At 69.9% G+C, this 20,864-nt stretch carries 18 protein-coding genes; 7 read left to right on the forward strand and 11 right to left on the reverse strand.

The window, feature by feature from the left end; translation table 11 throughout:
• The first annotated feature begins 284 nt into the window (after window positions 1-284).
• Complete coding sequence (locus HUA75_RS41395) at window positions 285-1,133, forward strand: MBL fold metallo-hydrolase (RefSeq protein ID WP_174462231.1); 849 nt, start codon at window positions 285-287, stop codon at window positions 1,131-1,133.
• A 16-nt stretch (window positions 1,134-1,149) separates the two neighbouring features.
• Here the strand turns inward: HUA75_RS41395 and HUA75_RS41400 are convergent, their stop codons facing one another.
• Complete coding sequence (locus HUA75_RS41400) at window positions 1,150-1,743, reverse strand: HD family hydrolase (RefSeq protein WP_174489566.1); 594 nt, start codon at window positions 1,741-1,743, stop codon at window positions 1,150-1,152.
• Window positions 1,744-1,930: 187 nt separating this feature from the next.
• Here HUA75_RS41400 and HUA75_RS41405 point away from each other — a divergent pair, with 187 nt between their 5' ends.
• Complete coding sequence (locus HUA75_RS41405; protein WP_174489567.1) at window positions 1,931-4,159, forward strand: transporter substrate-binding domain-containing protein; 2,229 nt, start codon at window positions 1,931-1,933, stop codon at window positions 4,157-4,159.
• A gap of 34 nt (window positions 4,160-4,193) precedes the next feature.
• On the opposite strand, the gene HUA75_RS41410 is transcribed toward HUA75_RS41405, so the two are convergent.
• The 9 genes from HUA75_RS41410 to HUA75_RS41450 all read right to left on the reverse strand — a co-directional run bounded on the left by HUA75_RS41410 (window position 4,194) and on the right by HUA75_RS41450 (window position 12,832).
• On the reverse strand, window positions 4,194-4,898 hold the full coding sequence (locus HUA75_RS41410; RefSeq protein WP_174489568.1) for a hypothetical protein: 705 nt from the start codon (window positions 4,896-4,898) through the stop codon (window positions 4,194-4,196).
• Window positions 4,899-4,910: 12 nt separating this feature from the next.
• The gene (locus tag HUA75_RS41415) at window positions 4,911-6,473 is read right to left on the reverse strand and encodes a mucoidy inhibitor MuiA family protein (protein WP_141641299.1); all 1,563 of its coding nucleotides are present in this window, start codon (window positions 6,471-6,473) and stop codon (window positions 4,911-4,913) included.
• Window positions 6,473-8,719: a DUF4139 domain-containing protein gene (locus tag HUA75_RS41420; RefSeq protein WP_174489569.1), complete on the reverse strand. Its 2,247-nt coding sequence runs from the start codon at window positions 8,717-8,719 to the stop codon at window positions 6,473-6,475. The genes HUA75_RS41415 and HUA75_RS41420 overlap by 1 nt, the downstream gene beginning before the upstream one ends.
• A gap of 109 nt (window positions 8,720-8,828) precedes the next feature.
• Window positions 8,829-9,293 carry a hypothetical protein gene (locus tag HUA75_RS41425; protein WP_174489570.1) on the reverse strand — a complete coding sequence of 155 codons (465 nt, stop codon included), beginning with the start codon at window positions 9,291-9,293 and terminating at the stop codon, window positions 8,829-8,831.
• Window positions 9,290-10,135 (reverse strand): DUF692 family multinuclear iron-containing protein, encoded by an 846-nt coding sequence (locus HUA75_RS41430; RefSeq protein WP_174489571.1) that lies wholly within the window; start codon window positions 10,133-10,135, stop codon window positions 9,290-9,292. Before HUA75_RS41430 ends, HUA75_RS41425 begins: the two co-directional genes overlap by 4 nt.
• Window positions 10,132-11,007: a TIGR04222 domain-containing membrane protein gene (locus HUA75_RS41435; protein WP_174459377.1), complete on the reverse strand. Its 876-nt coding sequence runs from the start codon at window positions 11,005-11,007 to the stop codon at window positions 10,132-10,134. The genes HUA75_RS41430 and HUA75_RS41435 overlap by 4 nt, the downstream gene beginning before the upstream one ends.
• A gap of 190 nt (window positions 11,008-11,197) precedes the next feature.
• Complete coding sequence (locus HUA75_RS41440) at window positions 11,198-11,740, reverse strand: D-alanyl-D-alanine carboxypeptidase family protein (protein ID WP_174459378.1); 543 nt, start codon at window positions 11,738-11,740, stop codon at window positions 11,198-11,200.
• Between the two features lie 96 nt (window positions 11,741-11,836).
• On the reverse strand, window positions 11,837-12,247 hold the full coding sequence (locus HUA75_RS41445) for an MGMT family protein (RefSeq protein WP_174467316.1): 411 nt from the start codon (window positions 12,245-12,247) through the stop codon (window positions 11,837-11,839).
• 54 nt (window positions 12,248-12,301) lie between these two features.
• Window positions 12,302-12,832 carry an FHA domain-containing protein gene (locus HUA75_RS41450; protein ID WP_141641262.1) on the reverse strand — a complete coding sequence of 177 codons (531 nt, stop codon included), beginning with the start codon at window positions 12,830-12,832 and terminating at the stop codon, window positions 12,302-12,304.
• A 185-nt stretch (window positions 12,833-13,017) separates the two neighbouring features.
• On the opposite strand from HUA75_RS41450, the gene greA reads away from it, so the two are divergent.
• The 5 genes from greA to thrC all read left to right on the forward strand — a co-directional run bounded on the left by greA (window position 13,018) and on the right by thrC (window position 19,460).
• On the forward strand, window positions 13,018-13,536 hold the full coding sequence (greA, locus tag HUA75_RS41455; RefSeq protein ID WP_141641263.1) for a transcription elongation factor GreA: 519 nt from the start codon (window positions 13,018-13,020) through the stop codon (window positions 13,534-13,536).
• A gap of 122 nt (window positions 13,537-13,658) precedes the next feature.
• A complete protein-coding gene (gene recG, locus HUA75_RS41460; RefSeq protein WP_174489572.1) occupies window positions 13,659-16,640 on the forward strand; it encodes an ATP-dependent DNA helicase RecG in 2,982 nt (993 codons plus the stop codon).
• 156 nt (window positions 16,641-16,796) lie between these two features.
• Window positions 16,797-17,441, forward strand: a complete 645-nt coding sequence (locus HUA75_RS41465) for a protein-L-isoaspartate(D-aspartate) O-methyltransferase (protein ID WP_141641265.1) — start codon at window positions 16,797-16,799, stop codon at window positions 17,439-17,441.
• A gap of 124 nt (window positions 17,442-17,565) precedes the next feature.
• Entirely contained in the window at window positions 17,566-18,126 is a 561-nt protein-coding gene (locus tag HUA75_RS41470) for a hypothetical protein (RefSeq protein ID WP_174477795.1), read from the forward strand.
• The gene (gene thrC, locus HUA75_RS41475; RefSeq protein WP_174464923.1) at window positions 18,123-19,460 is read left to right on the forward strand and encodes a threonine synthase; all 1,338 of its coding nucleotides are present in this window, start codon (window positions 18,123-18,125) and stop codon (window positions 19,458-19,460) included. Before HUA75_RS41470 ends, thrC begins: the two co-directional genes overlap by 4 nt.
• 69 nt (window positions 19,461-19,529) lie before the next feature.
• Here thrC and ribB read toward each other — a convergent pair whose 3' ends face one another.
• Window positions 19,530-20,684 carry a 3,4-dihydroxy-2-butanone-4-phosphate synthase gene (ribB, locus tag HUA75_RS41480; protein WP_141641268.1) on the reverse strand — a complete coding sequence of 385 codons (1,155 nt, stop codon included), beginning with the start codon at window positions 20,682-20,684 and terminating at the stop codon, window positions 19,530-19,532.
• Window positions 20,685-20,864 lie beyond the last annotated feature (180 nt).

Raw genomic sequence — 20,864 nt, forward strand, 5'->3', positions numbered from 1 at the left:
CGGCCGGACAGGAGGGACGACAGCTTCCTCTCCAGCGATGCGCGCGCACAGCTCCGGCCGCTGTCGACAACTGTTGGATGCCGAGTCGAACTCGTAGCGCCCTGTCGACGTGCGCTCAGGCGTGCCCGCGCAGGCCGCGAGCAGCAGCGCCCAGGCCCACATCCTTCGCCGTCGTCGGGATCGCTCCATCCGCGGTCCTCCTTCCTCACCCATCATGACGCGGATGACACCCACGCCCCAACGTGGGTTGCGACCAGGGCGCCAGTCACGCCATAAACATGGCGATGCTCACCGAGGTCCAGGCAGGCCCCTATACCGTCCGAGGCATCTCTGTCGGCGGCGTCTACACCTCCCTCCAGGTCCCCGAACTGGACGTGGTGCTCGACGCGGGCATCCCCATCCGCTCCTTCGCGGGCACCGACCGCATCTTCCTCAGTCATGCCCACCCGGACCACGCCAGCGGGCTCGGCTCTCTGCTGGGCATCCGTCGGCTGCTGGGGAAGGGCGAACCTCAAGTCTTTCTCCCCGCCGAAATCGAGGCCCCCGTCCGTGAGGCCCTCGGCGTGCTCACCCGCCTCCATCACACATCCATGGACGTGCGGACCGTCCCCATGCTCCCCGGTGACGTCCAGCCGCTCGGGCAGGGGCTTCACGTCCGCGCCTTCCGCACGCACCACCCCGTCCCTTCGCTCGGCTACCAGTTCATCCGCCGCGTCTCCAAGCTGCGCCCCGAGTTCCTCGGCCTGCCACCGCAGGAAATCGCCCAGCGTCGCAGGGCCGGCGAGAACCTCCTCACCGAGGTGGACCATCTGGAGCTGGCCTACGCCACCGACACGCTCGCCCGCGTGCTGGAGACCGAGCCCTCCCTGTTCGACTCGCGCGTCCTCATCCTCGAAGCCACCTTCGTCGACCCGAAGCGCCCCGTGCAGGATGCGAGAGACCGCGCCCACCTCCACCTCGACGAACTCATCGCCCAGGCCGACCGCTTCCACAACGAATCCATCGTCCTCATGCACTTCAGCCAGTCACTCGGCCCGCAGGAAGTACACGCCCTGATTCGCGAGCGCCTCCCGCCCACGCTCGCCGAGCGCGTGCGCGTCTTCGCCCCAGAGTCCGGTCGTTGGTTCGGCTGAGCCTCGCGTTACAAACTCAGTCGGGCCTCAGTGCTTCCAGCTCCGCGAGCACCGCACGCAGCTCCGGCGCCTCCAGCGCCTTCTCCACCGACGCGAAGAACTCCGACAGGTCTCCAGCGCCCTGGTGCTCGTAGACGCACGCCTGGAGGCCCATCTCCAGCCGGTCCACCTGCCGCACCAGCCGTCCCTCGAACGAGCTGCCCTGCTCGTATTCGTCCCACAGCGCCAGGTACTCCGCGCCCCGCGGTAGCTTGCCCACGAGCTGCTCCATCGCCCGACGCTCCATCGCGTGCTTGTCCTCGCGTCCCACTCCGTCATGGGGCGTGAGGTCGCCGACATACGCCTCGCCCAGGTCATGCAACAGGGCAATGCGCATCGCCCGCCCCGCGTCCGCTTCCGGGAAGTGACTGTCCACGATGAACAGCGAGAGCAACGCGACGAACAGCGAGTGCTCGGCCACGCTCTCGCATCGCTCCGGCGCAATCCCCACGCGCAACCACCCCTGACGGAAGAGCTGCTTCAGGTGATTCAGCTCGAAGTACGTCTCGATGATCGGGAGCGTCTTGCGCCCTTCGAGCAGGGCGATGGGTGGCGAGCTCTTCGTCTTCATGCGTCCCTCCACGCTACACCCACGAGCCCGCGCACTCCCGTACTCCAGGTGAGGCTGAGTGGCCTCTCATGGCCCTCCCGGTGCGCATTTCAGGGGCCTGCGTGATTTCACCCCACGACCTCGGCTAGACGGGGGACGAGGGTCGGGTCCGCGACGTTGGACACGGTCCGGAGGAGGGGAAGCACCCATGGAGTCTTCTTCTCGTCAGTGCCGAGGCGCGTCGCAGTGGCTGCTCATGGCCGCGCTGTTCGTGAGTGTCACCGCCTGCAAGCAGGAGCTGCCCGCTCCGCCGCCAGCACCGCCCCCGCCTGTCGCCGCCGTGGAGCCGGAGGACCATCCGTTCCCCGAGCAGGCCCTGCCGCTCCCCGCCGAGGTGGCTCAGGTCGCCGCCGAGCCCACGAAGCCGCCCGAGCCTCCCTTCACCGGAGACCTCCCCGCGCTGCGCAAGCGCGGTGTGCTGCGTGTCCTCGTGGAAGGCACCGACGAGGACTTCCTGCCACGTCAGGGCACGCCCCGCTCGCAGGACCGCGCGCTGCTGGAGCGCTTCGCCGAGAAGCACGGCATGTCCGTCGAGTTCCTCGCAATGGAGCGCTTCGATCAGCTAATCCCCTCGCTGCGAGAGGGGCGCGGAGATGTCATCGCCGCGGACCTGACCGTCACCCCCGAGCGCACCAAGGACCTCGCGTTCACCCGTCCCCTGGCCCTGGTGAATGAAGTCGTCGTGGGCAAGCGGGGTGCCGCCGGACTTCCTCGCAAGCCAGAGGAACTCGCGGGCCGCGCCGTTCACGTTCGCGCCAGCTCCACCTTCGCCGCGTCGCTCGCCGCTCTCGCGAAGGAGAAGGCCTCGGGGCTCACCATCGAGCCCGTGCCCGAGAGCACCGACTCCGAGGAACTCGCCTGGAAGGTCTCACGAGGTGAAGTCCCGCTCACCGTCGTGGACAGTCACCTCCTCGCGGCCATCGAGACGTACAACCCGGATGTGGAGGGCCTCTTTCCCATCGCGGAGAAGCGCGCCCTCGCCTGGGCCGTGCGGCCGGAGAACCCCGCGCTGCGCGGTGCCCTCGATGCCTTCCTCGTGGAGCGCGCGCTCACCGACCACAGGGAGCAGCGCTTCACGGGGGACCTCGACGCCATTCGCAAGCGCGGCGTGCTGCGGGTCCTCACGCGCAACAGCCCCGTCACGTACTTTCTCCACCGAGGCGACCAGGCGGGCTTCGACTATGAGATGGCGAAGCTCGCCGCCGCCGCGCTCAAGGTACGGCTGGAGGTCGTGGTGCCTCCTTCGTATGAAGAACTCGTCACCTGGTTGAAGGAGGGCAGGGGAGACGTGGTCGCCGCCGCGCTCACCGTGACGCCGGAGCGTCAGCGCGAGGTGGCCTTCAGCCGCCCCTACCTCTTCGTGGACGAAGTCATCGTGCAGCGCGTGGGGGCGCCGAAGCTCGAATCCCTGGCGGCCCTGAAGGGCCAGGCTGTCCACGTCCGGCGCTCATCCAGTCACTTCGCCACGCTCAAGGACGCGGCGACCCAGCACGGCTTCACGGTCGTCGAGGCACCCGAGGACCAGGACGCGGAGACCCTCATCGACCAGGTGGCGCGCGGAGAGATTCCCTTCACCGTGACAGACAGCCACATCCTCGCCGCCGAGCGCGTGTACCGCGATGACGTGGAGGCTGGAGTGACGCTACCGGGGCAGGGGCCTCGCGCCGGCACGGAGGGGCACCACGGCATCGCCTTCGCCGTGCGTCCGCAGAACGTGAAGCTGCGCGCCTTCCTGGATGGCTTCGTGCAGAAGACCTACCGGGGCACCGAGTACAACCTGGCCCGGCGCCGCTACTTCGAGGGCCACCGGAGCGAGGCTCCCGCGACGACGGACGAGGCGGTCCTCACCGGTGCCATCTCTCCCTATGACGTGCTGGTGCAGTCCTACTCGCAGCGCTACGGCCTGGACTGGCGATTGATGGTGGCGCAGATGTTCCAGGAGAGCCGCTTCGACCCTCGGGCGCGAAGCTGGGTTGGCGCGCAGGGTCTCTTCCAGGTGATGCCCGGCACGGGCAAGGAGCTGGGCTTCCGGAAGCTCGAGGACCCGGAGCAGGGCATCCACGCGGGCGTGAAGTACATGCACCAGCTCATCGGCCGCATCGCTCCGGAGATTCCCTTCAAGCAGCGGCTGCGCTTCGCGCTGGCCTCCTACAACGCGGGACTGGGCCACGTGCTGGACGCGCGGCGGCTGGCGCAGGAGCAGGGCTGGGACCCCAACCGCTGGTTCGGCAACGTGGAGAAGGCCATGCTCCTGCTGGAGAAGCCCCAGCACTATCGCCGCGCGCGACACGGCTACTGCCGGGGCTCCGAGCCGGTGAAGTACGTCTCCGAAATCCAGACGCGCTACGGCAACTACATCGCCGTCGTGCAGCACTGACTCCCCAAGCGCGGCTCGGGGTTTCAGTCGTGACTCAGAGACTCACGCCCACGTACGCGGCGGCCCAGGGGCCGCTGAGCGAGACGGAGAATGTGTCGGGCTCCGAGTCCGCCACCATTCCGAAGTTCCGGGCCTGCTTCACGTACTGCGTGTAGCCCACGTTGACGCGGGTGTGGACCCAGCGGTTGAGCTGGTACTGGAGCGCCGCCGAGCCGCCTCCACCGAAGGTCCATTTCCGGACGCGACGCTGGAAGGCGCCCGAGTCGGGTTCCGGGGCCGCCGTCCCGTCAGGCTCCGTTGCGAACATGCGCCCGGAGGCGAGGCTCACCTCGGACGCCGAGCCGAAGAGACTGAGGCCCAAGAGCAGCTTGCCCGTCAGCGCGAAGCGCTTCTCGAACCCCGGCCGCACCGAGAGGACCTGCAGGTCACCCCCCGTCAGGTACCACTCCACGCCGTTGGTCCACCACCAGTCGCTCCGGTCCGAGCTCCGCACCATGTTGAAGTGCAGCCCGCCCGCCAGGCGCATCGCGCTGGCGCGAGCCCCCAGCGTGCTCGTCCTGTCTCTCCAATCGAGCATGTAGGCCGTCGGGTGCTGCACCCGCGCCCACGAGCCCCCGAACTCCACCGAGAGCTGCGGGGGCCGTTGCGCCATGTCCGACGCGGTGCCCGGCGGTGGCGAGGAGGCCCCGGCAGTGAAGGCCGGGCCCAGGGCGAACAGCAGGCCGAACAGGGTACGCATGACAAACCTCCTCTACAGCCCCGCGACCTTCGAGGCGCTGGACACCGTATAGACCAAGGTCAATTCCTGCTGGGAACGCGGCGCGGCCGTCACCTCGAACCGGGCGATGCCGTCCGCGCTGACCCGCGTGGGCGCTGGCTTCGTGCCGTCCTTCAGGAGATTCACCTCCACGGTCTCCACCTCGGACACGGGAATCCGTTCCTCCAGCGCCACCGATGCGGGCTGCGCGCTCATGTTGGAGAGGAACATCTTCACGTGGTGCGTCTTCACCTTGCGCCCCGTCAGGCGGCTCGTCTCTTCCTGCAGGTCCGTCTGCCGGGCCACCCGGAGCGCATCCTCGCTGCCGAAGCCCAGTCGCACGCGCTCGCCCTTGCCCGTGAAGCGCAACTGCGAGCGGCCCACGTAGCCACTGACCCGCACCAGGTCCACGGGACCCGCCAGCAACACCGCCGGCCCCACGTTGTCGAAGCGGGCCACGCGGTGCGCCAGCGGGGACAGCTCCGGGCAGACCAGCAGCTCGGAGGCCGCGGGCGCGGTGAAGTGGAACATCGGGACGCGGTGAGGCTCACCGTCCGAGGGCACCGTGGTGCGGTGGGTCGCCGCGAGCGTCAGGGCCTCGCCGCCGTCGTCCATGCCCGGAAGGCCCTCGTCGCGCTTTCCTCCGCCACCTTCGCCCGTGGTCTGGATGACCTCCTCGCGCATGGAGACTTCCACCACCTGCTTCTCGCGCTCCGTCTTGTCGCGCAGGAAGAGCCAGTCCGTCTCCAGCCGGGGAGGGGTGGCGCCCAGCGTCGGCCGCGCCGTGGAGAACGCCAGCTCCACGTCCTTCCACTCCTCCTCCGTGCGCTGCCACACCACTGCCTCGCACTCCAGCCGCACCGTCTGGCCCGTGCCGCTGGCGGCTTGCTCCAGCGTCGCGCGATAGGCCGGACGCCACGCCGCGCACGGCACCAGGTATGTGATGGACAGGAGCGCGGTGCCTCCCGCGGGGTGGCCCACTTCCAGCTCGGCGTGGACGTCCAGCTTCGCCTCCGCCTGCTGCGTCCCCGCCAGCGCTCGCTTCGCTTCCTCGAGCTGCCGCTGCAGCCGCTGCTCCTCGCGCAGCGCACCGCGAAGTGCCTCGTCCGCGACCTCGAGCGCCTGGCGCACGGTGTCCAGTTGCTGCTTCCATTCCTCCGCCTGCGCCTTGCCACCACCGGCCTGCTCGGAGATGGCGCGGTACACGTCCGCGTGCGCCGTGGTCAGCAGGCCCTGGCGCGTGCTCAGTCGCTCCCGGTCCGCGCGGGCCTGACGCTCCTGTCGCTCCAATTCCGCCACGCGCCGGCCCAGCTCGGTGGCGTGCTCGCGTCGGGCTTCGGGAGGCTGGGGCTTCTTCGCGCGCCGCACGCGCGCCTGGGACACGGTGCCTCCGGCCAGCTTCGCCTGGAGCGAGCGGTCCACCGCCAGCGGAGACAACCCCGCGATGACCAGGCGCTGGGCACCTGGCACCAGGGGAACTTCACCTCGGCGCTCGACGAGCGCGCGGTCTTCCAGGACGGTGACCTTGACCACCGGCAGGGTGAGGGGCGTGCTCATCATGTCCTCCGGTTTCCGCCGCCGAGCATCTTGCTGGCGGGAATCTTCACGGTCCACGTCGCCTTGAGTGTCTGGGCCTCACCCGGCTGGAGCACCACGCGCCACGCGCGCTCGCCCTCCACCGGGACTTCTCCTGGCAACGGCGTGCGCTTCTGCCAGACCGGCGCGACCTCCGTCTCCTCCACCTTGATGTCCTTCTCGAACCCCGTGGGGACGGCGGGCACTCGCTCGCACACCTCGACGAGAATCCGGTTGGACATCCGGTTGGCCAGCTCCACCGAGATGTGGTGGGTCAGCATCGTCGCGCCACCGAAGATGCCACCGGTGGCCTCGTCGAAGCGCGTGTTGCGCGCGACCTTGATGGACTCCTCCACGCCCAGCCCCAGTCGCTGCGTGGAGCCTGGGGGCATGGTGGGCAAGGGCGACGTCATCAGGAACTCATCGCCCAGCGTGACGTCCACCGGGCCCGCGAGCAGCGGATAGGGCGTCCGATTCTCCACCCGCACCGTGCGGAACGCGCGGGACTCCACCGAGGGCACGCAGACGTACTCGGCGGACAGGCCCACCGGCACGGACAGCACCGGCAGCGTGTGCCACGCCGCGTCCGAAGGCACATCCGCGCGCGTCTCCAGGTCGAAGCGCGCATCGAAGTGCATCGCGGACTCGCGGGGCGGCACCGTCCACGTGGGCGTCGGGACGCGCCAGAGGCTGTTGACCTCCTGCTCGCTCACCGCGATGAACGAGAGGATGTTGACCTGAATCTGCACGGCCGACAGCGCGAGGATCTCCCGGGTGACGTGCGACGGGCGGGGACGCAGCCGGCCACGTCCGTCCAGGTCGTCCGCGGGTGTCAGCGACAGGCGGTCATAGTCCAGCAACGAGTCCGAGGGTTCCAGTCGGGGCACCGCGCTCGGGCGGTCCTGCGCCCCGCCTCCTCCCAGGCTCCCATCCGCCATGTCGGCGTACACGCGCGAGGAGCCTCCTTCCTCCTCCGCGTCCTGCGGCATGTCGAGCTGCTCGTCATCCATCTCCGCGGGGGCCACCGAGCCGCGAGAGCGCCTGAGCGACTCAAACTCCCCGGCCTGGGTCGAACCTCCCCGGGAGCCTGGCGCCATGTTTCGCGGAGCCGCCGCGGGCGCGGGCGGTGGAGGTGGCGCGGAGGCCGAGGCGCTGCCCACGGAGCGTTTCTGCGGAGCCATGGGCTTCGGGAGTGCGCGCCCGCCCTTGGGCGCGGCTTCCTTCTCCATGCCAGACGAATCGTAGAGGCCACCGGAGACGGGCTCGTCCCTCGGCGCGGACTGGGGGCTGGTGGCGGCCTGCCGGAGGGTGTCGTAGCCGGCGAAGAGCTCGTCCAGGCCGGGAGGCGGCTCGCGCCAGCCAGAGCGAGGCGGCGGGGGTTGGCGGCGGCCGATGCGCAGCGCCTTCAGCTCGGGGACCTCGGCCTTGCGGTCCAGCGCGGCCGTGGACACCGCGAGCTTCACGCCCGTCCAGTCCTCGCCCGTGCGTTGAATGATGGAAGCGCGCATCCGCAGCGTGCCTTCCTCCAGCGTCCGGGGCAGGCGCAGGTCATAGGTCGGCACCCAGCGCGCTCCCGGGACGGCGTACTCCAGCGAGATGAGCGCGGGAGTCTCCCGGGGCCAGGGGTTGCCGGACAAGGTGAGGACGGCGGCGCGGTACACGCGGGCCCGCTCGCCCCGCACGGATGAAGAGGCCTCGTGCAGTCGCTGGCGCCGCAGCCGGACATCGGCCTCCGCGTCACGGTGCGCCTGCTCCAGCTCCAGTCTCCGCGCGTTCAGGGACGTCAGCTCCGTGTCCACGAAGGACGTGAGCGCCAGCAGCGCCGCCAGCGGGGCCTCGTGAGGGACATAGGCGTCCTTCTTCGGCGGCGCGAAGGTGGGCTTGAGCTTGCCGATGGACTGGAGCTCGCGTTGAACGCCCTCCAGCCGTGCCGCTACATCCGAGACTCGCGCGAGCGCCTCCTCGAGGGCGCGGTGCTCACCGGGGACGTCGACCTCGGGCGGGAGCTGGACGTCGAAAGTCGGCCGGATGGCGCGGATGGAGAGCCCGGGAGGGCCCTGTCGTATCGCGGCCCGGAGGGTTCCGGGGCGCAGTGACATCGGAAGTCCGTTGAGCTGGATTTCGGTGGGGACGCGGTCCTCCACGAGCTGCAAGGTGGCGATGCGAGTACACAGCGCCCCTTCTGCGTGAACGGTGACTGCATCCAGGATGGATGGCACGACGAGCATGCGCCCCCTCGGCTCGGGATGAAGTCGCAAGGCTAGTCGAGATGGGCGCCAGAATCATGCCCCCCCACGGTGTCGTTCCGGCGGGAGGGGCGGTGTTGACGCTCCACGCTCACCGCAGCCCCCGTCCTCCGGGCAGACGCAAGGCCACCCGGAAGCGCCGCGTCGTGATGTCCCACCGGACCACGAGCCAGAAGCCCCGGCGTCGCACCCGCTCGCCCGCCGAGGTCAGCCGCCAGCGCGCATCGAAGTCCATCAGGACCCCGGACATCGAGGGAGGCAGTCGTCCCTCCTCCTGGAGCGATGCCGCGAAGCGCCGTCCCTCCGCGAGCGAGTCGGGCTCCACGGACATGGGATGCGCGCGCGCCCACGGCTCGAAGCGAGCCCTGAAGTCCGTGCCCAGCGCGGCCGCGAGCGAAGGCCATGCACGCTCCACACCGCGACGGCGCTTGTGAAGCAGGGATTCGGACGCCGCGAGCACGCGAGCCGTGTCGAAGCCGGAGGGCACGGGCGCGCCCACGCCCAGGGCCTTGACGAGCTCCGCCTGGTCCCGGGCCAGCCGCTCGCGCGCGCTCATCCGTGGGACTCCGCATGCCATCGCGAGACTCCGCGCCGGAGCGCGGCTTCCATCGCGGAGAGCTCGGAGGCGAGCTCCGCTGGAGCGGGAAACCGGTCATCGCGCTCGAGCATCACCGGCACCGGCCCGAGCCGTGCCGACAACTGCTCCAGCAAGGCCAGCGGGCCGCTCGGCACCGGGTGCGCATGCGTGTCGTGGTACAGGCCGTCCCGCTGGACGCCGCCCGCCACGTGGACATAGGCCAGTCGCTCGCGCGGTACACAGGCCAGCACCGCGTCGGCATCGGTGGCGTGGTTGAGCACGTGGGCGTGGAGATTGGCCACGTCCAGCAGCAGCGAGGCGCTGGTGCGCGCGAGCACTCCGGCGAGCAGCTCCGCCTCCGAGAACGCGGCGTCGGGCCACTCGAACAGCGAGGCCACGTTCTCCAGCGCCAGCGGCACCGGCAGCGCCGCCTGGGCGCGCAGCACGTTCTCCGCGAGCACGTCCAGCGCCTCCTCGGAGCGGGGCAGGGGCAGCAGGTGTCCTGACTCGAGCCCTCCGGCGCGCACGAACGCGAGGTGCTCGCTGACACACACTGCGCCCACGCGTTCGGCTTGTCGCGCGAGCCAGGCGAGGCGCCGGGAGTCGGGTGGCTCCGCGGAGCCCAGTCCCAGCGAGACGGCGTGCAACACCACCGGCACTCCTCGCTCGCGCAGGCGCATCAGGGGTTCGGGCACGGCGCCCGAGTCAGGCAGGTGTTCGGCGAGGACCTCCACGAAGCCCGGGGTTGGCAGCCGGTCGATGAACAGCGCGAGCTCCCTGCGCCAGCCGATGCCGACACCCTGGAGCGACAGGCTCGTCAATCGCCACCTCCGCAGCCGCCGCAGCCACCCCCGCCGCCATCGCCTCCGCCGCAGCCATCGCCTCCGCTGGACGAATCGCCGAACCCGAAGGAGTTGCTCCCGGGATCCACTTCCCGGCGCATCAACTCGAAGTCACTCGTGGACATCGCGCCCAGGCCGAAGAGGGCCACGGCCATGCCGACGTCGTGCCCGTTCAGCATCTCGGGGGCCTCGGCGCTGCGCGCGGCGGTCCTCAGGGGCTGTTCCCGCCACCGCAGCTTCTGAAACACCGAGTCTCCCTGGCGGCTCGTCCAGACCCGCCGCGCGAGGAGCCCGATGCCGGCCGTGGCCACGCAGCAGAACACCACGAGGATGGCCACGGGCTTGTCGCGCTCCAGGCCCACGGAGATCTTCGTCAGGCCCAGCAGGAGCACCGCGAGGGTGGGGAGCGGCGGCAACCAGCGGGCGCGCCAGCCCCAGGTGTCATCGACGAGCCATCCGCGCTCGATGAGTGCGGGCTTGAGCTGTTGGATGGCGGGCTCGGCGCGCGCCAGCAGCTCGGACGACTTGACCTCGCCATCGGTGACGGCTCGGCAGACGATGCGCTCGATGAAGGCGGCGTCCGGGCGGCGAGAACCGGTGGCCTCGAGTCGCGCCCCATGCATGCGAACCGAGCCGTCGTGGAGGAGCCTGGCCAGGGCCGCGTGGACCACGGCCTTCGGCCCGGAGAGCATGGCGATTTCATAGGGGTCCGGGTTCCGCGGCAGGGCACCGGGGTCACCTCCGGGCTGGCGCAGCAGGTAGCGCAGCAGGAGTCCCACCAGGAACGCGAACGCGAAGAGCGCGGCGAACAGCTCGAGGAACTGCGGGCCCGACATCTCCAATGGATTCATCGTGGCGGCCTCCATGCTGGTTCACCCCCTCATGAAACGCACCGCGAAGCCGCTGACAGCGAGGGCCCGTGACGTCTTCGTGACGTCCCGGTGTCACCGGAGCGTCCGACGTCCGCGCCCTGGAGAGGAGCAGTCTACCGCGAAGCCGCCACGCCGCGCTGTGTCGCGCCGAGCGGGGCGCGCGTGAGCCTCAGCTCGGGTCCTTGCGCGCCACCGGTTCCGGGGACACGGGAGGGCGCGTGGGATTGCCCAGGCAGTCGAAGCCGACCACGGGAGGGAAGGTGCTGCTGGGGCGGTACTCCCAATGCCACGGCTCCGAGGGCACCGTGCGGCGGAAGCCGAAGCGGCACGCGTTGGCCTCCAGCCAGAGGTAGCGCTTCGAGGTGCGCTGACCGATGACGAGGTCCACCGCGAGCCCTCGCTGGTGGTTGGAGCGTCCGGGCCGCGCCGCCTTGTTGCCACGGCCCCGGCGGTACTCTTCGTAGAGCCACCGTTGCTCGCGCAGGGAGCGGTAGCCGCTGGTGACTCGCAACACCAGACCGTCCTTCGTCGCTTCGGTGGCCATGCGTTCGAGGGCCGTCGCCGTGTCGCGATGCAGCCGGTGGCCGCCTTCGACCCGCACGAGCTTCGCGGCCTTCACCTTCTGACGCCGGGGACGGGACTCACCGGCGAAGGCGACGGTCGTGAACAGGCACGTGAGGATGACACTCCAGCGGAAGAGCGCGAGCGACATGGCGGAATCCGGTCTGGGGAAAGGACCTGACTCTCGCGCGTTTATTCCCGCAGGCAAGCAGGCGGGAAACCGAGCCCTCGTCGGAGTTTCCGGCGATCAGAACAAGGAGAGCTGCGCGGACGACGGTTTCTCCACGGGGCGTGGGAGCGTCTTGAAGCCATGGGCGCGAGCCCACTCCTCGCTCGGGCCGCTCCAGTGGTGCGCGTCCATCTTCGCGTGGCCCTTCTCGTCGAAGGCGACGCCCTCTGCTTCCAGCAGCTCGCGCTGTCTGTGTCCGTCCAGGCTGATGCCACCCGTGCGGTTGATGATGCGCTGCCAGGGGACGGTGGCCGAGCGAGCACCCAGCGCGCCCAGCGCATGGCCCACGACGCGGGCATCGCAGCCTTCCTCGCCGAGGAGGGTCGCGATGTCTCCGTACGTGGCCACCTTGCCCCACGGTACCTGTTCGACGAGCGTGTAGATGCGCTCGTAGTAGTCGCGCTCGTCGCGCGGCGGACTCTGCGTCATGACGTTCGGGCTCCTGGGGGAAAGCTACCCATCCAGCGCGTCTCGACGCGAGCGCTAACCGCTGCGCGAGCCCAGGCCCGTGGCCTCGCCTGCTCGCAGCCGTTCGTGCAGCGTCCTGGCCTCCAGGTACCAGAACTGGACGTTGCCGAAGCTGAGGATGTCGCCGTCGCGCAGCGTGGCCACGCGGGTTCCCAGCGTGCCGGCGTTGAGGAAGGTGCCGTTGGTGGAGCCCAGGTCCTTCACCGTGCAGCGGTTCTCGGCCTCGTCCCAGCGCAGCTCCGCGTGCTGCTTGGAGACGGACGCGTCGTCAATGACGAAGTCGCAGTCCATGCGCCGGCCGATGCTCAGGTGGTCCGTCGAGTGGAGCGGGGGGAGCGTCACGACGCGCAGGTGTTCGAATTCGAACAGCAGGGTCATCATTCCGAGGCTGATGTCCTCGGGGTCCGCCATGCGGGTGGGCGCGAGCACCGCCGCCGAGGCTTCCGAGGGAGGGCGCTGGATGAGGGCGAAGGGCCCGAGCTGCCGCTCGAAGTCCTTGGCGGGCAGTGACGCGGCGAGCGCGCGGAGTTCCTGGACGGACAGCACGCGGGGCAGCCTAGCGGGTCACCCCGCGTGCGCCCAGCGGCCCGGAGGGTGTCATGTACGGCTTTCGTTGACCTGCATGTCACGGGTTCCCTACATTGAGCACTTCATGGTGGGGGCCGGGCTCCGGGAGGAGCGCCGGCCCTCAATCTTTAGTGAACCAGGGAGTGGTGGAAGGAGCTGTGTCGATGGCGAGCGGGAGCGACAACATCCCGATGACCCCCTCAGGACTGCGCAAGCTCAAGACGGAGCTCAAGCATTTGCAGTCTGTCGAGCGGGGTAAAATTTCACGGGAGATCGAGGTCGCCCGGGCCCATGGGGACCTGCGCGAGAACGCCGAGTACCACGCGGCGAAGGAGAAGCAGTCGCACATCGAGGGACGCATCCTGGACCTCAACGACTGGATTGCGCGCGCCGAGGTCATCGACACCAGCAAGCTGGGTGGCGACAAGGTCGTCTTCGGGGCGACCGTGGACCTGCTGGACACGGAGACGGACAAGCCCGTCACCTACCGTCTCGTGGGTGAGCTGGAGGCCGACCTGAAGAAGCGGTGGCTCGCCGTCACGTCGCCGGTGGCTCGGGCTCTCATCGGCAAGCGCAAGGGCGATATCGCCACGGTGCAGAGTCCGGGTGGGACGCGTGAGTTGGAGGTCCAGGAGATTCGCTTCGAAGACCCCGAGGACGAGGCCCCGCCCAGCGAGGGCTGAACGTCAGCGGTATCCTTCTCGAGAGAAAGCCGACGGGGGAGCGGGCCTGAGCTCGCTTCCCCGGTCGCGTTTTCTGGGAGACGTCACCCCCGTTCCGTAGGATGGATGGACGTGACTCACGCGTGAACCATCCGCTCGCCAGTCTTGTGGGACCCCTTCGGTACGCGTGCCAGCGTGACTTCGCCATGCTCGCGACCTTGAAGGACCTGACGTCCGTCATGGAGCGCGCGCTGGCGGGAGCCAGTGGTGTGGACTCCGAGGCGCTTGGGCACCTGCGCGCGGCGTTGCCCTATGTGGACCATCCCACGCCCGAACGCCGCAAGGCCGCGCTGCGTCGCGTGGTCATGGCGCTGAAGCTCAGCGGCGTCGTGTTGCCCGTCGAACTGGACGGAATCGCCCAGGCCGCTCCGAGGTCCGAGGGACCTGGTGAACCCGGGCGAACCGGAGACACCTCACGGACGCGCGGGCAGGACAGGGCGCCTGCGAGTGAGCCCGGGCGAACCGGAGACGCCACTCGGACACGCGGACAGGACAGGGCGCCTGCAAGTGCGCTGGGGCGCGGTGGCGACCCCGTGAATGCTCGCGGACAGGAGGCCTTGCTGGAGCCTGTCGCCCGTGGCCGAACGCGCGTGGGGGTGGAGAGTGGCCCTGTCGCGCCGCCTCCGGGCTACGTGCAGACTCCTCCGTGGAAGTCGAACGACCCACTGCCTCCCACGCCTCGCGCGAAGGCTCCCGCGCCCCGCTCGGCGACCGGTGTCGCGTCGCCGACGGCGAACCCTCGGTCCTATGGCGCGGAGGCGGGCCTTGCACGACCCGGCAACGTGCAAACTGCTCGGGGAGAGATGCGCCCGGGGGGACGTGGCGCCCGACAGGCCTCGCTCGACACGGGCGCGGAGTCCGGGGCCCCTCCAGCCAAGGCGAAGAAGGAGCAGCGCAAGAAGAAGCGCGCCGTGGCGGCGGAGGCGTCCCGCTCCGAGGCGAAGCTTCTGTCCATCGCGCCTCGCTCCGGTCCGCTGTCCTCGCCGCTGAAGACGCTCGGCAAGCGCCTGGGGCCTCGGCTCATCTCCGCGCTGGACAAGAAGGGCCTTCGCCGGATGGGCGACATCCTCTTCCTGCTGCCGCGCTGCTACGAGGACCGCAGACGTCTGCGCACCATCGCCGAACTGGAGCCTGGGGAGCGCGGTGTCACCGTGGGCATGGTGAAGGTCGCGGACTACGTCCCGGGCAAGCAGGGGCGGCGGATGTTCCGCGCCGTGGTGGGAGACCGCTCGGGCAGCATCGCCGCGACGTACTTCCACGCGGGCCCCTGGCTCAAGAGCCGCTTCACGGTGGGCAAGCGCATCGTCCTCTCCGGTGAAGTGCGCGCGACGATGAATGGTCGCGAGATGGCGCACCCGGAAATCGAGCCCGCGGAAGACATGGAGTCCGCCACCTCGGTCCACTTCAACCGCATCGTCCCCGTGTACCCCGGCTTCGAGCGAGGCGAGCAGCGCTCCTTCCGCGAACTGGCGGCGCGCGTCGGCGAGCAGTACGCGCACGAACTGGAGGACCCGCTGCCCGCGGACCTGCGTCGCCGGCTGGAGTTGATGGGGTTGCCGGAGGCGCTGCGCTTCATCCACTTCCCACCGGACGCGGCGGACCTGGAGTCACTCGACGCGCACCAGAGCCCGGCTCATCGCAGGCTCGCGTTCGACGAGCTGTTCTTCCTCCAGTTGGGCATGGCCCTCAAGCGTCAGGGCATCAAGGCGGAGGAAGGCATCTGCTTCGATGTGTCCGCGCCTCGCCTGGAGAAGGCCCGCGCCGCGCTGCCGTTCCAGCTCACCGGCGCCCAGGCACGAGTGGTGGAAGAGCTGAGTCGGGACATGGCCCGCGCCGAGCCGATGAACCGGTTGGTGCAGGGTGACGTGGGCAGCGGCAAGACGGCGGTGGCGATGGTCGCCGCGATTGTCGCGCTGCTGGACGGCTATCAAGTCGCGGTGATGGCCCCGACGGAAATCCTGGCCGAGCAGCACGAGCGCACCTTCCGCAAGGTGCTGGCGCCGCTGGGCTTCCAGGTGGGGTTGCTCAGCGCGGCGGGGACGGCGAAGTCGAAGCGACAGGTGCGCGAGGCCGTGGCCCGGGGCGACATCCACCTGGCAGTGGGCACGCATGCCCTCATCCAGCAGGACATCGCCTTCGCTCGGCTGGGGCTCGCGGTCATCGACGAACAGCACCGCTTCGGCGTGCTTCAGCGGCACTCGCTGATGAGCAAGGGCCCCAAGCCGGACGTGCTGGTGATGACGGCCACCCCCATTCCCCGCACGCTGGCCATGACGCTGTACGGGGACCTGGACCTCTCCATCATCGACCAGCTCCCGCCGGGACGAACGCCCATCAACACGCGCGTCTTCAACGACAAGCAGCGCGCGCGCGTCTACGAAGCCATCGCCACCGAGTTGACCAAGGGGCACCAGGCCTACGTCGTGTATCCGCTGGTGGAGGAGTCGGAGAAGCTGGACCTGGAGGACGCGACGCGCGGCGTGGAGAAGCTGCGGTTGGCCTTCCCCCAGGCGAGCGTCGGCTTGCTGCACGGGCGGATGAAGGCCGAGGAGAAGGACGCGGTGATGGAGGACTTCCGCGAGAAGCGGCTGCAGGTCCTCGTGTGCACCACGGTGGTGGAGGTCGGAGTGGATGTGCCCAACGCCTCGGTGATGGTGGTGGAGGCGGCGGAGCGCTTCGGCCTGTCGCAGCTCCACCAGCTCCGGGGGCGCGTGGGCCGTGGCGCGGCGGCCAGCTTCTGCTACCTGGTGGCCAACAGCGCGCGCTCGATGGAGTCCGTCGAGCGGCTGGCGGTGATGGAGCAGAGCAGCGACGGCTTCGTCATCGCGGAGAAGGACCTGGAGATTCGCGGGCCCGGCGAATTCATGGGCACGCGGCAGAGCGGCCTGCCGGAATTGGCGGTGGCCAACCTGGCGCGGGACGGAGACCTGCTGTCGATGGCGCAGGTCGAGGCCCGACGCATCCTCGCCAGAGACCCGGAGATGGAGTCCCCCGAGCATCAGAGTCTGGTGAAGGCGCTCGATGAACGCTGGGAAGGACGACTCGCGCTGGCTCGGGTGGGGTAGGGCGTTCGCCTCGCGCTGCCCGTCCCCCCACCCACTGGCCGAGCTGCTGCGGGAAGCACAGGCCCGGGGCTCGAACACCGTGGGGGCGCAACGCACCGACCCTGGTAGGGCGCCGGAGTCCCTGCCCGCCCACCCCGACATGGTTAGACTCAAGGCATGGGTGATCGGGGACGCGCCGAGTACCTGTCGAGTCAGGGCATCCGTGATGGACGGGTGCTGGAAGCCATCTCGCGACTGACGCGCGCGGACTTCGTGTCGGAGGCAGAGCGTCTCGAGGCCGGCGCCGACGTGCCGCTCCCCATCGGCCATGGCCAGACCATCAGCCAGCCCTATGTCGTGGCGCTGATGACCGAAGCGCTGGCCTTGAAGGGGCATGAGCGCGTCCTGGAGATAGGCACCGGCTCCGGCTACCAGACGGCGGTCCTGTCGCTGCTCTGCCGCGAGGTGTACACGGTGGAGATCGTCCCAGAACTCGCCCGCTCGGCGCGATGGCGGCTGCTGCGACTGGGCTTCGAGAACATCTACTTCCGCCAAGGCGATGGCACCGAGGGCTGGCCGGAGCAGGCGCCCTTTGATGCCATCCTCGTCACCGCCGCGCCGGCCGAGGTTCCCAGCACGCTGCTTGGCCAGCTCCATCGCGGTGGCTGGATGGTCATCCCCGTGGGGCCCACGGGGGGCACCCAGGAGCTGCTGCGCATCCATCGAGCACGAGAGCCGGGGGCCTTGCCCCAGGTGGAGTCCCTGCTTCCCGTCCGCTTCGTCCCGATGACGGGGGGACCGCCTCGTCCGGTTCTCCCCTGAAAGCTCGCGGGGGGCGGCCTTGGTCTGGCGCGGAGGAAGGGATGGTCCGCCCGGATGCTTGAATGCCGTCAGGGCCCTCGAAGGCGCGTTGCCCCCGAGCAGGGCCGCCCGCTAACGTCGCGCAATGATCATCTGCCCGGTCTGCGACCACGTTCAGCCCGAAGGGACCGAATGTGACGTCTGCGGAAAGCGGTTTCCCACCGCCGTGAATGTGGCGACTCCCCCCGTGGCACAGCTGCCGGAGCTGGAGCTGACGCCGCATGCGGGGGGCCGTGACGCGGTGGACGCGCCCGTGCTGCCGGAGCTGGATGGAACGCGCTTGCGCAGCGGGCCGGATCTGCCGGCCCAGGTGGTGCAGGACCTGGAGCTGACGCGCGCGGCACCGACGGGTGAGATGCCCGTGGCGGCGCTCGAGGAGTTGGACACGGGGCGTGCGCAGGATGACGGCGTGAGGACCCCGGCACCGCTGGGCGCCGTCACCTGCCGCTACTGCCGCAACGTGCAGGCGGTGGGACTGCTCTGCGACAACTGTGGCATGCGACTGCCGCGCGCTCGGCCCGCGGCGACCGCCGTGGCGGCGAAGGGGGAGGAGGACGGGTGGATGGCCTGCCCCTCGTGCCATACCCGAGGGCGTCCCGGACGCGCCTGCTCCGAGTGCGGCACCCGGCTCCAGGAGGGGGCGTGAGCGCCTCGGAGCCCGGCTTCCGGGCGGAGTACGCGTGCAGCGAGGGCTGTGACTTCCGCGCCTCGCTCCTGGACGTCGTCTACCGGTGCCCTCGCTGCGAGGGGCTCCTGGAGGTGCGTCACGACGTGGCGGCCCTGCGAGCCGTGCCCGCGGCGGAGTGGAAGCGGCGCTTCGAGTCGCGCTTCGGCTCGGCGCGGCTGCCGGATGGCTCGGGCGTGTGGGGCAAGCGCGAGTGGGCCTACCCCCAGCTTCCCGTGGAGGACATCGTCTCCCTGGGCGAGGGCCGCGTGCCCTTGAAGCCCCTGCCGCGCATGGCGTCGGAGCTGGGGCTGGCCGCGTTGGACTTGAAGGAATGCGGCGTGTCGCCCACGGGCAGCTTCAAGGACTGGGGCATGACGGTCCTCGTCTCCGCCGTGAAGCACATGCGGGCCCAGGGCGTGCCGCTGCGGGCCGTGGCGTGCGCGTCCACCGGTGACACCTCCGCGGCGCTGTCCGCGTACTGCGCGGCGGCGGGCATTCCGGCGGTGGTGTTCCTGCCCCGGGACAAGGTCTCCCTCGCGCAGCTCGTGCAGCCCATCGCCAATGGCGCGCGCGTGCTGTCGCTCGACACGGACTTCGATGGCTGCATGCGACTGGTGCAGGCGGTGACGGCGGACACGGGCCTGTACCTGGCCAACTCGATGAACTCGCTGCGCATCGAGGGGCAGAAGATGGTCGCCGTGGAGCTGTGCCAGGACCTGGGCTGGGAGCCTCCGGACTGGGTGGTGATTCCGGGCGGCAACCTGGGCAACGCCAGTGCGCTGGGCAAGGGCTTCGAGCTGATGCTGGAGCTGGGGCTCATCACCCGCCGGCCGCGCATCGCCGTCGCACAGGCGGAGCGCGCCAATCCGCTGACCCAATCCTTCCGGGGCGGGTTCAAGGAGCTGGTGCCCATGCAGGCGCGGAGCACGCTGGCGTCCGCCATCCAGATTGGCAACCCGGTGTCCTTCCGACGCGCGGTGCGAATCCTCAAGGCCTTCGATGGCGTGGTGGAGGAAGCCACCGAGTCGGAGCTGTCCAACGCCGCCGCGCGCGCGGACAAGGAGGGCACCTTCACCTGTCCCCAGACGGGCGTGGCGCTCGCGGCGCTGGAGAAGCTGGTGGCCCAGGGAGTCATCGCGAAGGGCTCTCGCGTGGCGGTGGTGTCCACCGCGCACGGGCTGAAGTTCGCGGACTTCAAGGTGGGCTACCACCGGGGCACGCTGGCGGACGTCACCAGCCGCTATGCGAACCCTCCCGTGCAACTGCCCGCGAACCTGGACGCCGTGCGCGAGGCCCTGTCGGACCTGGGCTGACGACGCGCGCTGCGGCAGGGCGGGGCTCCCGTAGGAGGGGAGCCCCCGGGTTTTCCGAGCGCGGGTGCTTCAGTCCGCGAGCAGCGGGACGCGCTTGTCGATGGTGAGGCCGAAGCCGGCGAGCCCGCGGTAGGTGATGTCCGTGTTGGTCATCACCTGGAGCGAGCGCACGCCCAGGTCATTGAGGATCTGGCAGCCCATGCCCAGGTCTCTCGTCTCGTGCGGGCCCGTGCGGATGTCGGCGCTGCCGTCCGTGTTGCGCTTGTGGCTGATGCCGAAGTCGCCCCCGTGCATCCCGGGCAGGTAGACCAGGACGCCGGTGCCCTCGCGGGCGATGCGCGCGAGCGACTGGTCCAACAGCACGTTGCAGTTGCAGGTGGGGGAGCCGAACACGTCGCCCAGGGTGCAGGCGGCGTGCAGGCGCACCAGGGCGCTCGGGCGGGAGGCGGGGTCACCCTTCACCAGCACCAGCGACTTGGCGCCGTCCGGCAGCCACGTGTACGTGAGCGCGGTGAAGTCGCCGTAGCGCGTGGTGACGGTGTGCTGGCCGGGCTCGCGGCGCACCAGCCGGTCCTTGCGGCGGCGGTACTCGATGAGGTCGGCGATGGTGATGACGGCCAGCTTGTGCTCCAGGGCGAAGGCCTTGAGGTCCGGCATCCGCATCATGGTGCCGTCGTCCTTCACCAGCTCGCACAGGATGCCGGAGGAGCCCAGGCCCGCCAGCCGCGAGAGGTCCACGGTGGCCTCGGTGTGGCCGGCGCGGCGCAACACGCCACCATCGCGGTAACGCAGCGGGAAGATGTGGCCGGGGCGCAGGAAGTCGTTCGCCTGGCTCTCCGGATCCGCCAGGGCCAGGATGGTCTTCGCCCGGTCCGCCGCTGACACGCCCGTCGTCGTGCCATGCCGGTAGTCCACGGAGACGGTGAAGGCGGTGCGGTGGGACTCGTTGTTGTCCGCCACCATCTGAGGCAACCGCAGGGCGTCCAGCCGGTCCGCCAGCATGGGCATGCAGACGATACCGCTGGTGTGGCGCACCATGAAGGCCAGGTGCTCCGGCGTCACCTTCTCCGCCGCCATGATGAGGTCGCCCTCGTTCTCCCGGTCCTCGTCGTCCGCGACGATGACGAACTTGCCGTCGCGGATGTCGCGGATGGCGTCCTCGATGGAGGAGATCTGGAGGTCGTCAGGGCGCATGGAGGATTCGGTCCGCTCGCGAGTCTGCATGTGTTGGCGCATGTAGCGTCTGCGTCCGGGGCTGGCAAGCCAACCTGCTTGACGCCGTGCGCTCGGGTGATGGGGTGGATGAGCCATTCGCGAGGGCTCCCTCGCTCGCCCGTTGCGGTGTCGCTGGAATTAGTTGGGACCCAGAAGGTTGGAGTCGCCAGGGGCGAGTGACTCGACGCG

It is taken from the genome of Myxococcus sp. CA040A, from assembly GCF_013336725.1.
GTDB classification, from domain to species: domain Bacteria; phylum Myxococcota; class Myxococcia; order Myxococcales; family Myxococcaceae; genus Myxococcus; species Myxococcus llanfairpwllgwyngyllgogerychwyrndrobwllllantysiliogogogochensis.

Excerpts from the sequence above, each read along its gene's own strand:
- HUA75_RS41395 (WP_174462231.1), top strand. The coding sequence starts at position 285 with ATGCTCACCGAGGTCCAGGCAGGCCCCTATACCGTCCGAGGCATCTCT.
- HUA75_RS41400 (WP_174489566.1), bottom strand. The coding sequence starts at position 1,743 with ATGAAGACGAAGAGCTCGCCACCCATCGCCCTGCTCGAAGGGCGCAAG.
- HUA75_RS41405 (WP_174489567.1), top strand. The coding sequence starts at position 1,931 with ATGGAGTCTTCTTCTCGTCAGTGCCGAGGCGCGTCGCAGTGGCTGCTC.
- HUA75_RS41410 (WP_174489568.1), bottom strand. The coding sequence starts at position 4,898 with ATGCGTACCCTGTTCGGCCTGCTGTTCGCCCTGGGCCCGGCCTTCACT.
- HUA75_RS41415 (WP_141641299.1), bottom strand. The coding sequence starts at position 6,473 with ATGAGCACGCCCCTCACCCTGCCGGTGGTCAAGGTCACCGTCCTGGAA.
- HUA75_RS41420 (WP_174489569.1), bottom strand. The coding sequence starts at position 8,719 with ATGCTCGTCGTGCCATCCATCCTGGATGCAGTCACCGTTCACGCAGAA.
- HUA75_RS41425 (WP_174489570.1), bottom strand. The coding sequence starts at position 9,293 with ATGAGCGCGCGCGAGCGGCTGGCCCGGGACCAGGCGGAGCTCGTCAAG.
- HUA75_RS41435 (WP_174459377.1), bottom strand. The coding sequence starts at position 11,007 with ATGAATCCATTGGAGATGTCGGGCCCGCAGTTCCTCGAGCTGTTCGCC.
- HUA75_RS41440 (WP_174459378.1), bottom strand. The coding sequence starts at position 11,740 with ATGTCGCTCGCGCTCTTCCGCTGGAGTGTCATCCTCACGTGCCTGTTC.
- HUA75_RS41445 (WP_174467316.1), bottom strand. The coding sequence starts at position 12,247 with ATGACGCAGAGTCCGCCGCGCGACGAGCGCGACTACTACGAGCGCATC.
- greA (WP_141641263.1), top strand. The coding sequence starts at position 13,018 with ATGGCGAGCGGGAGCGACAACATCCCGATGACCCCCTCAGGACTGCGC.
- HUA75_RS41465 (WP_141641265.1), top strand. The coding sequence starts at position 16,797 with ATGGGTGATCGGGGACGCGCCGAGTACCTGTCGAGTCAGGGCATCCGT.
- HUA75_RS41470 (WP_174477795.1), top strand. The coding sequence starts at position 17,566 with ATGATCATCTGCCCGGTCTGCGACCACGTTCAGCCCGAAGGGACCGAA.
- ribB (WP_141641268.1), bottom strand. The coding sequence starts at position 20,684 with ATGCAGACTCGCGAGCGGACCGAATCCTCCATGCGCCCTGACGACCTC.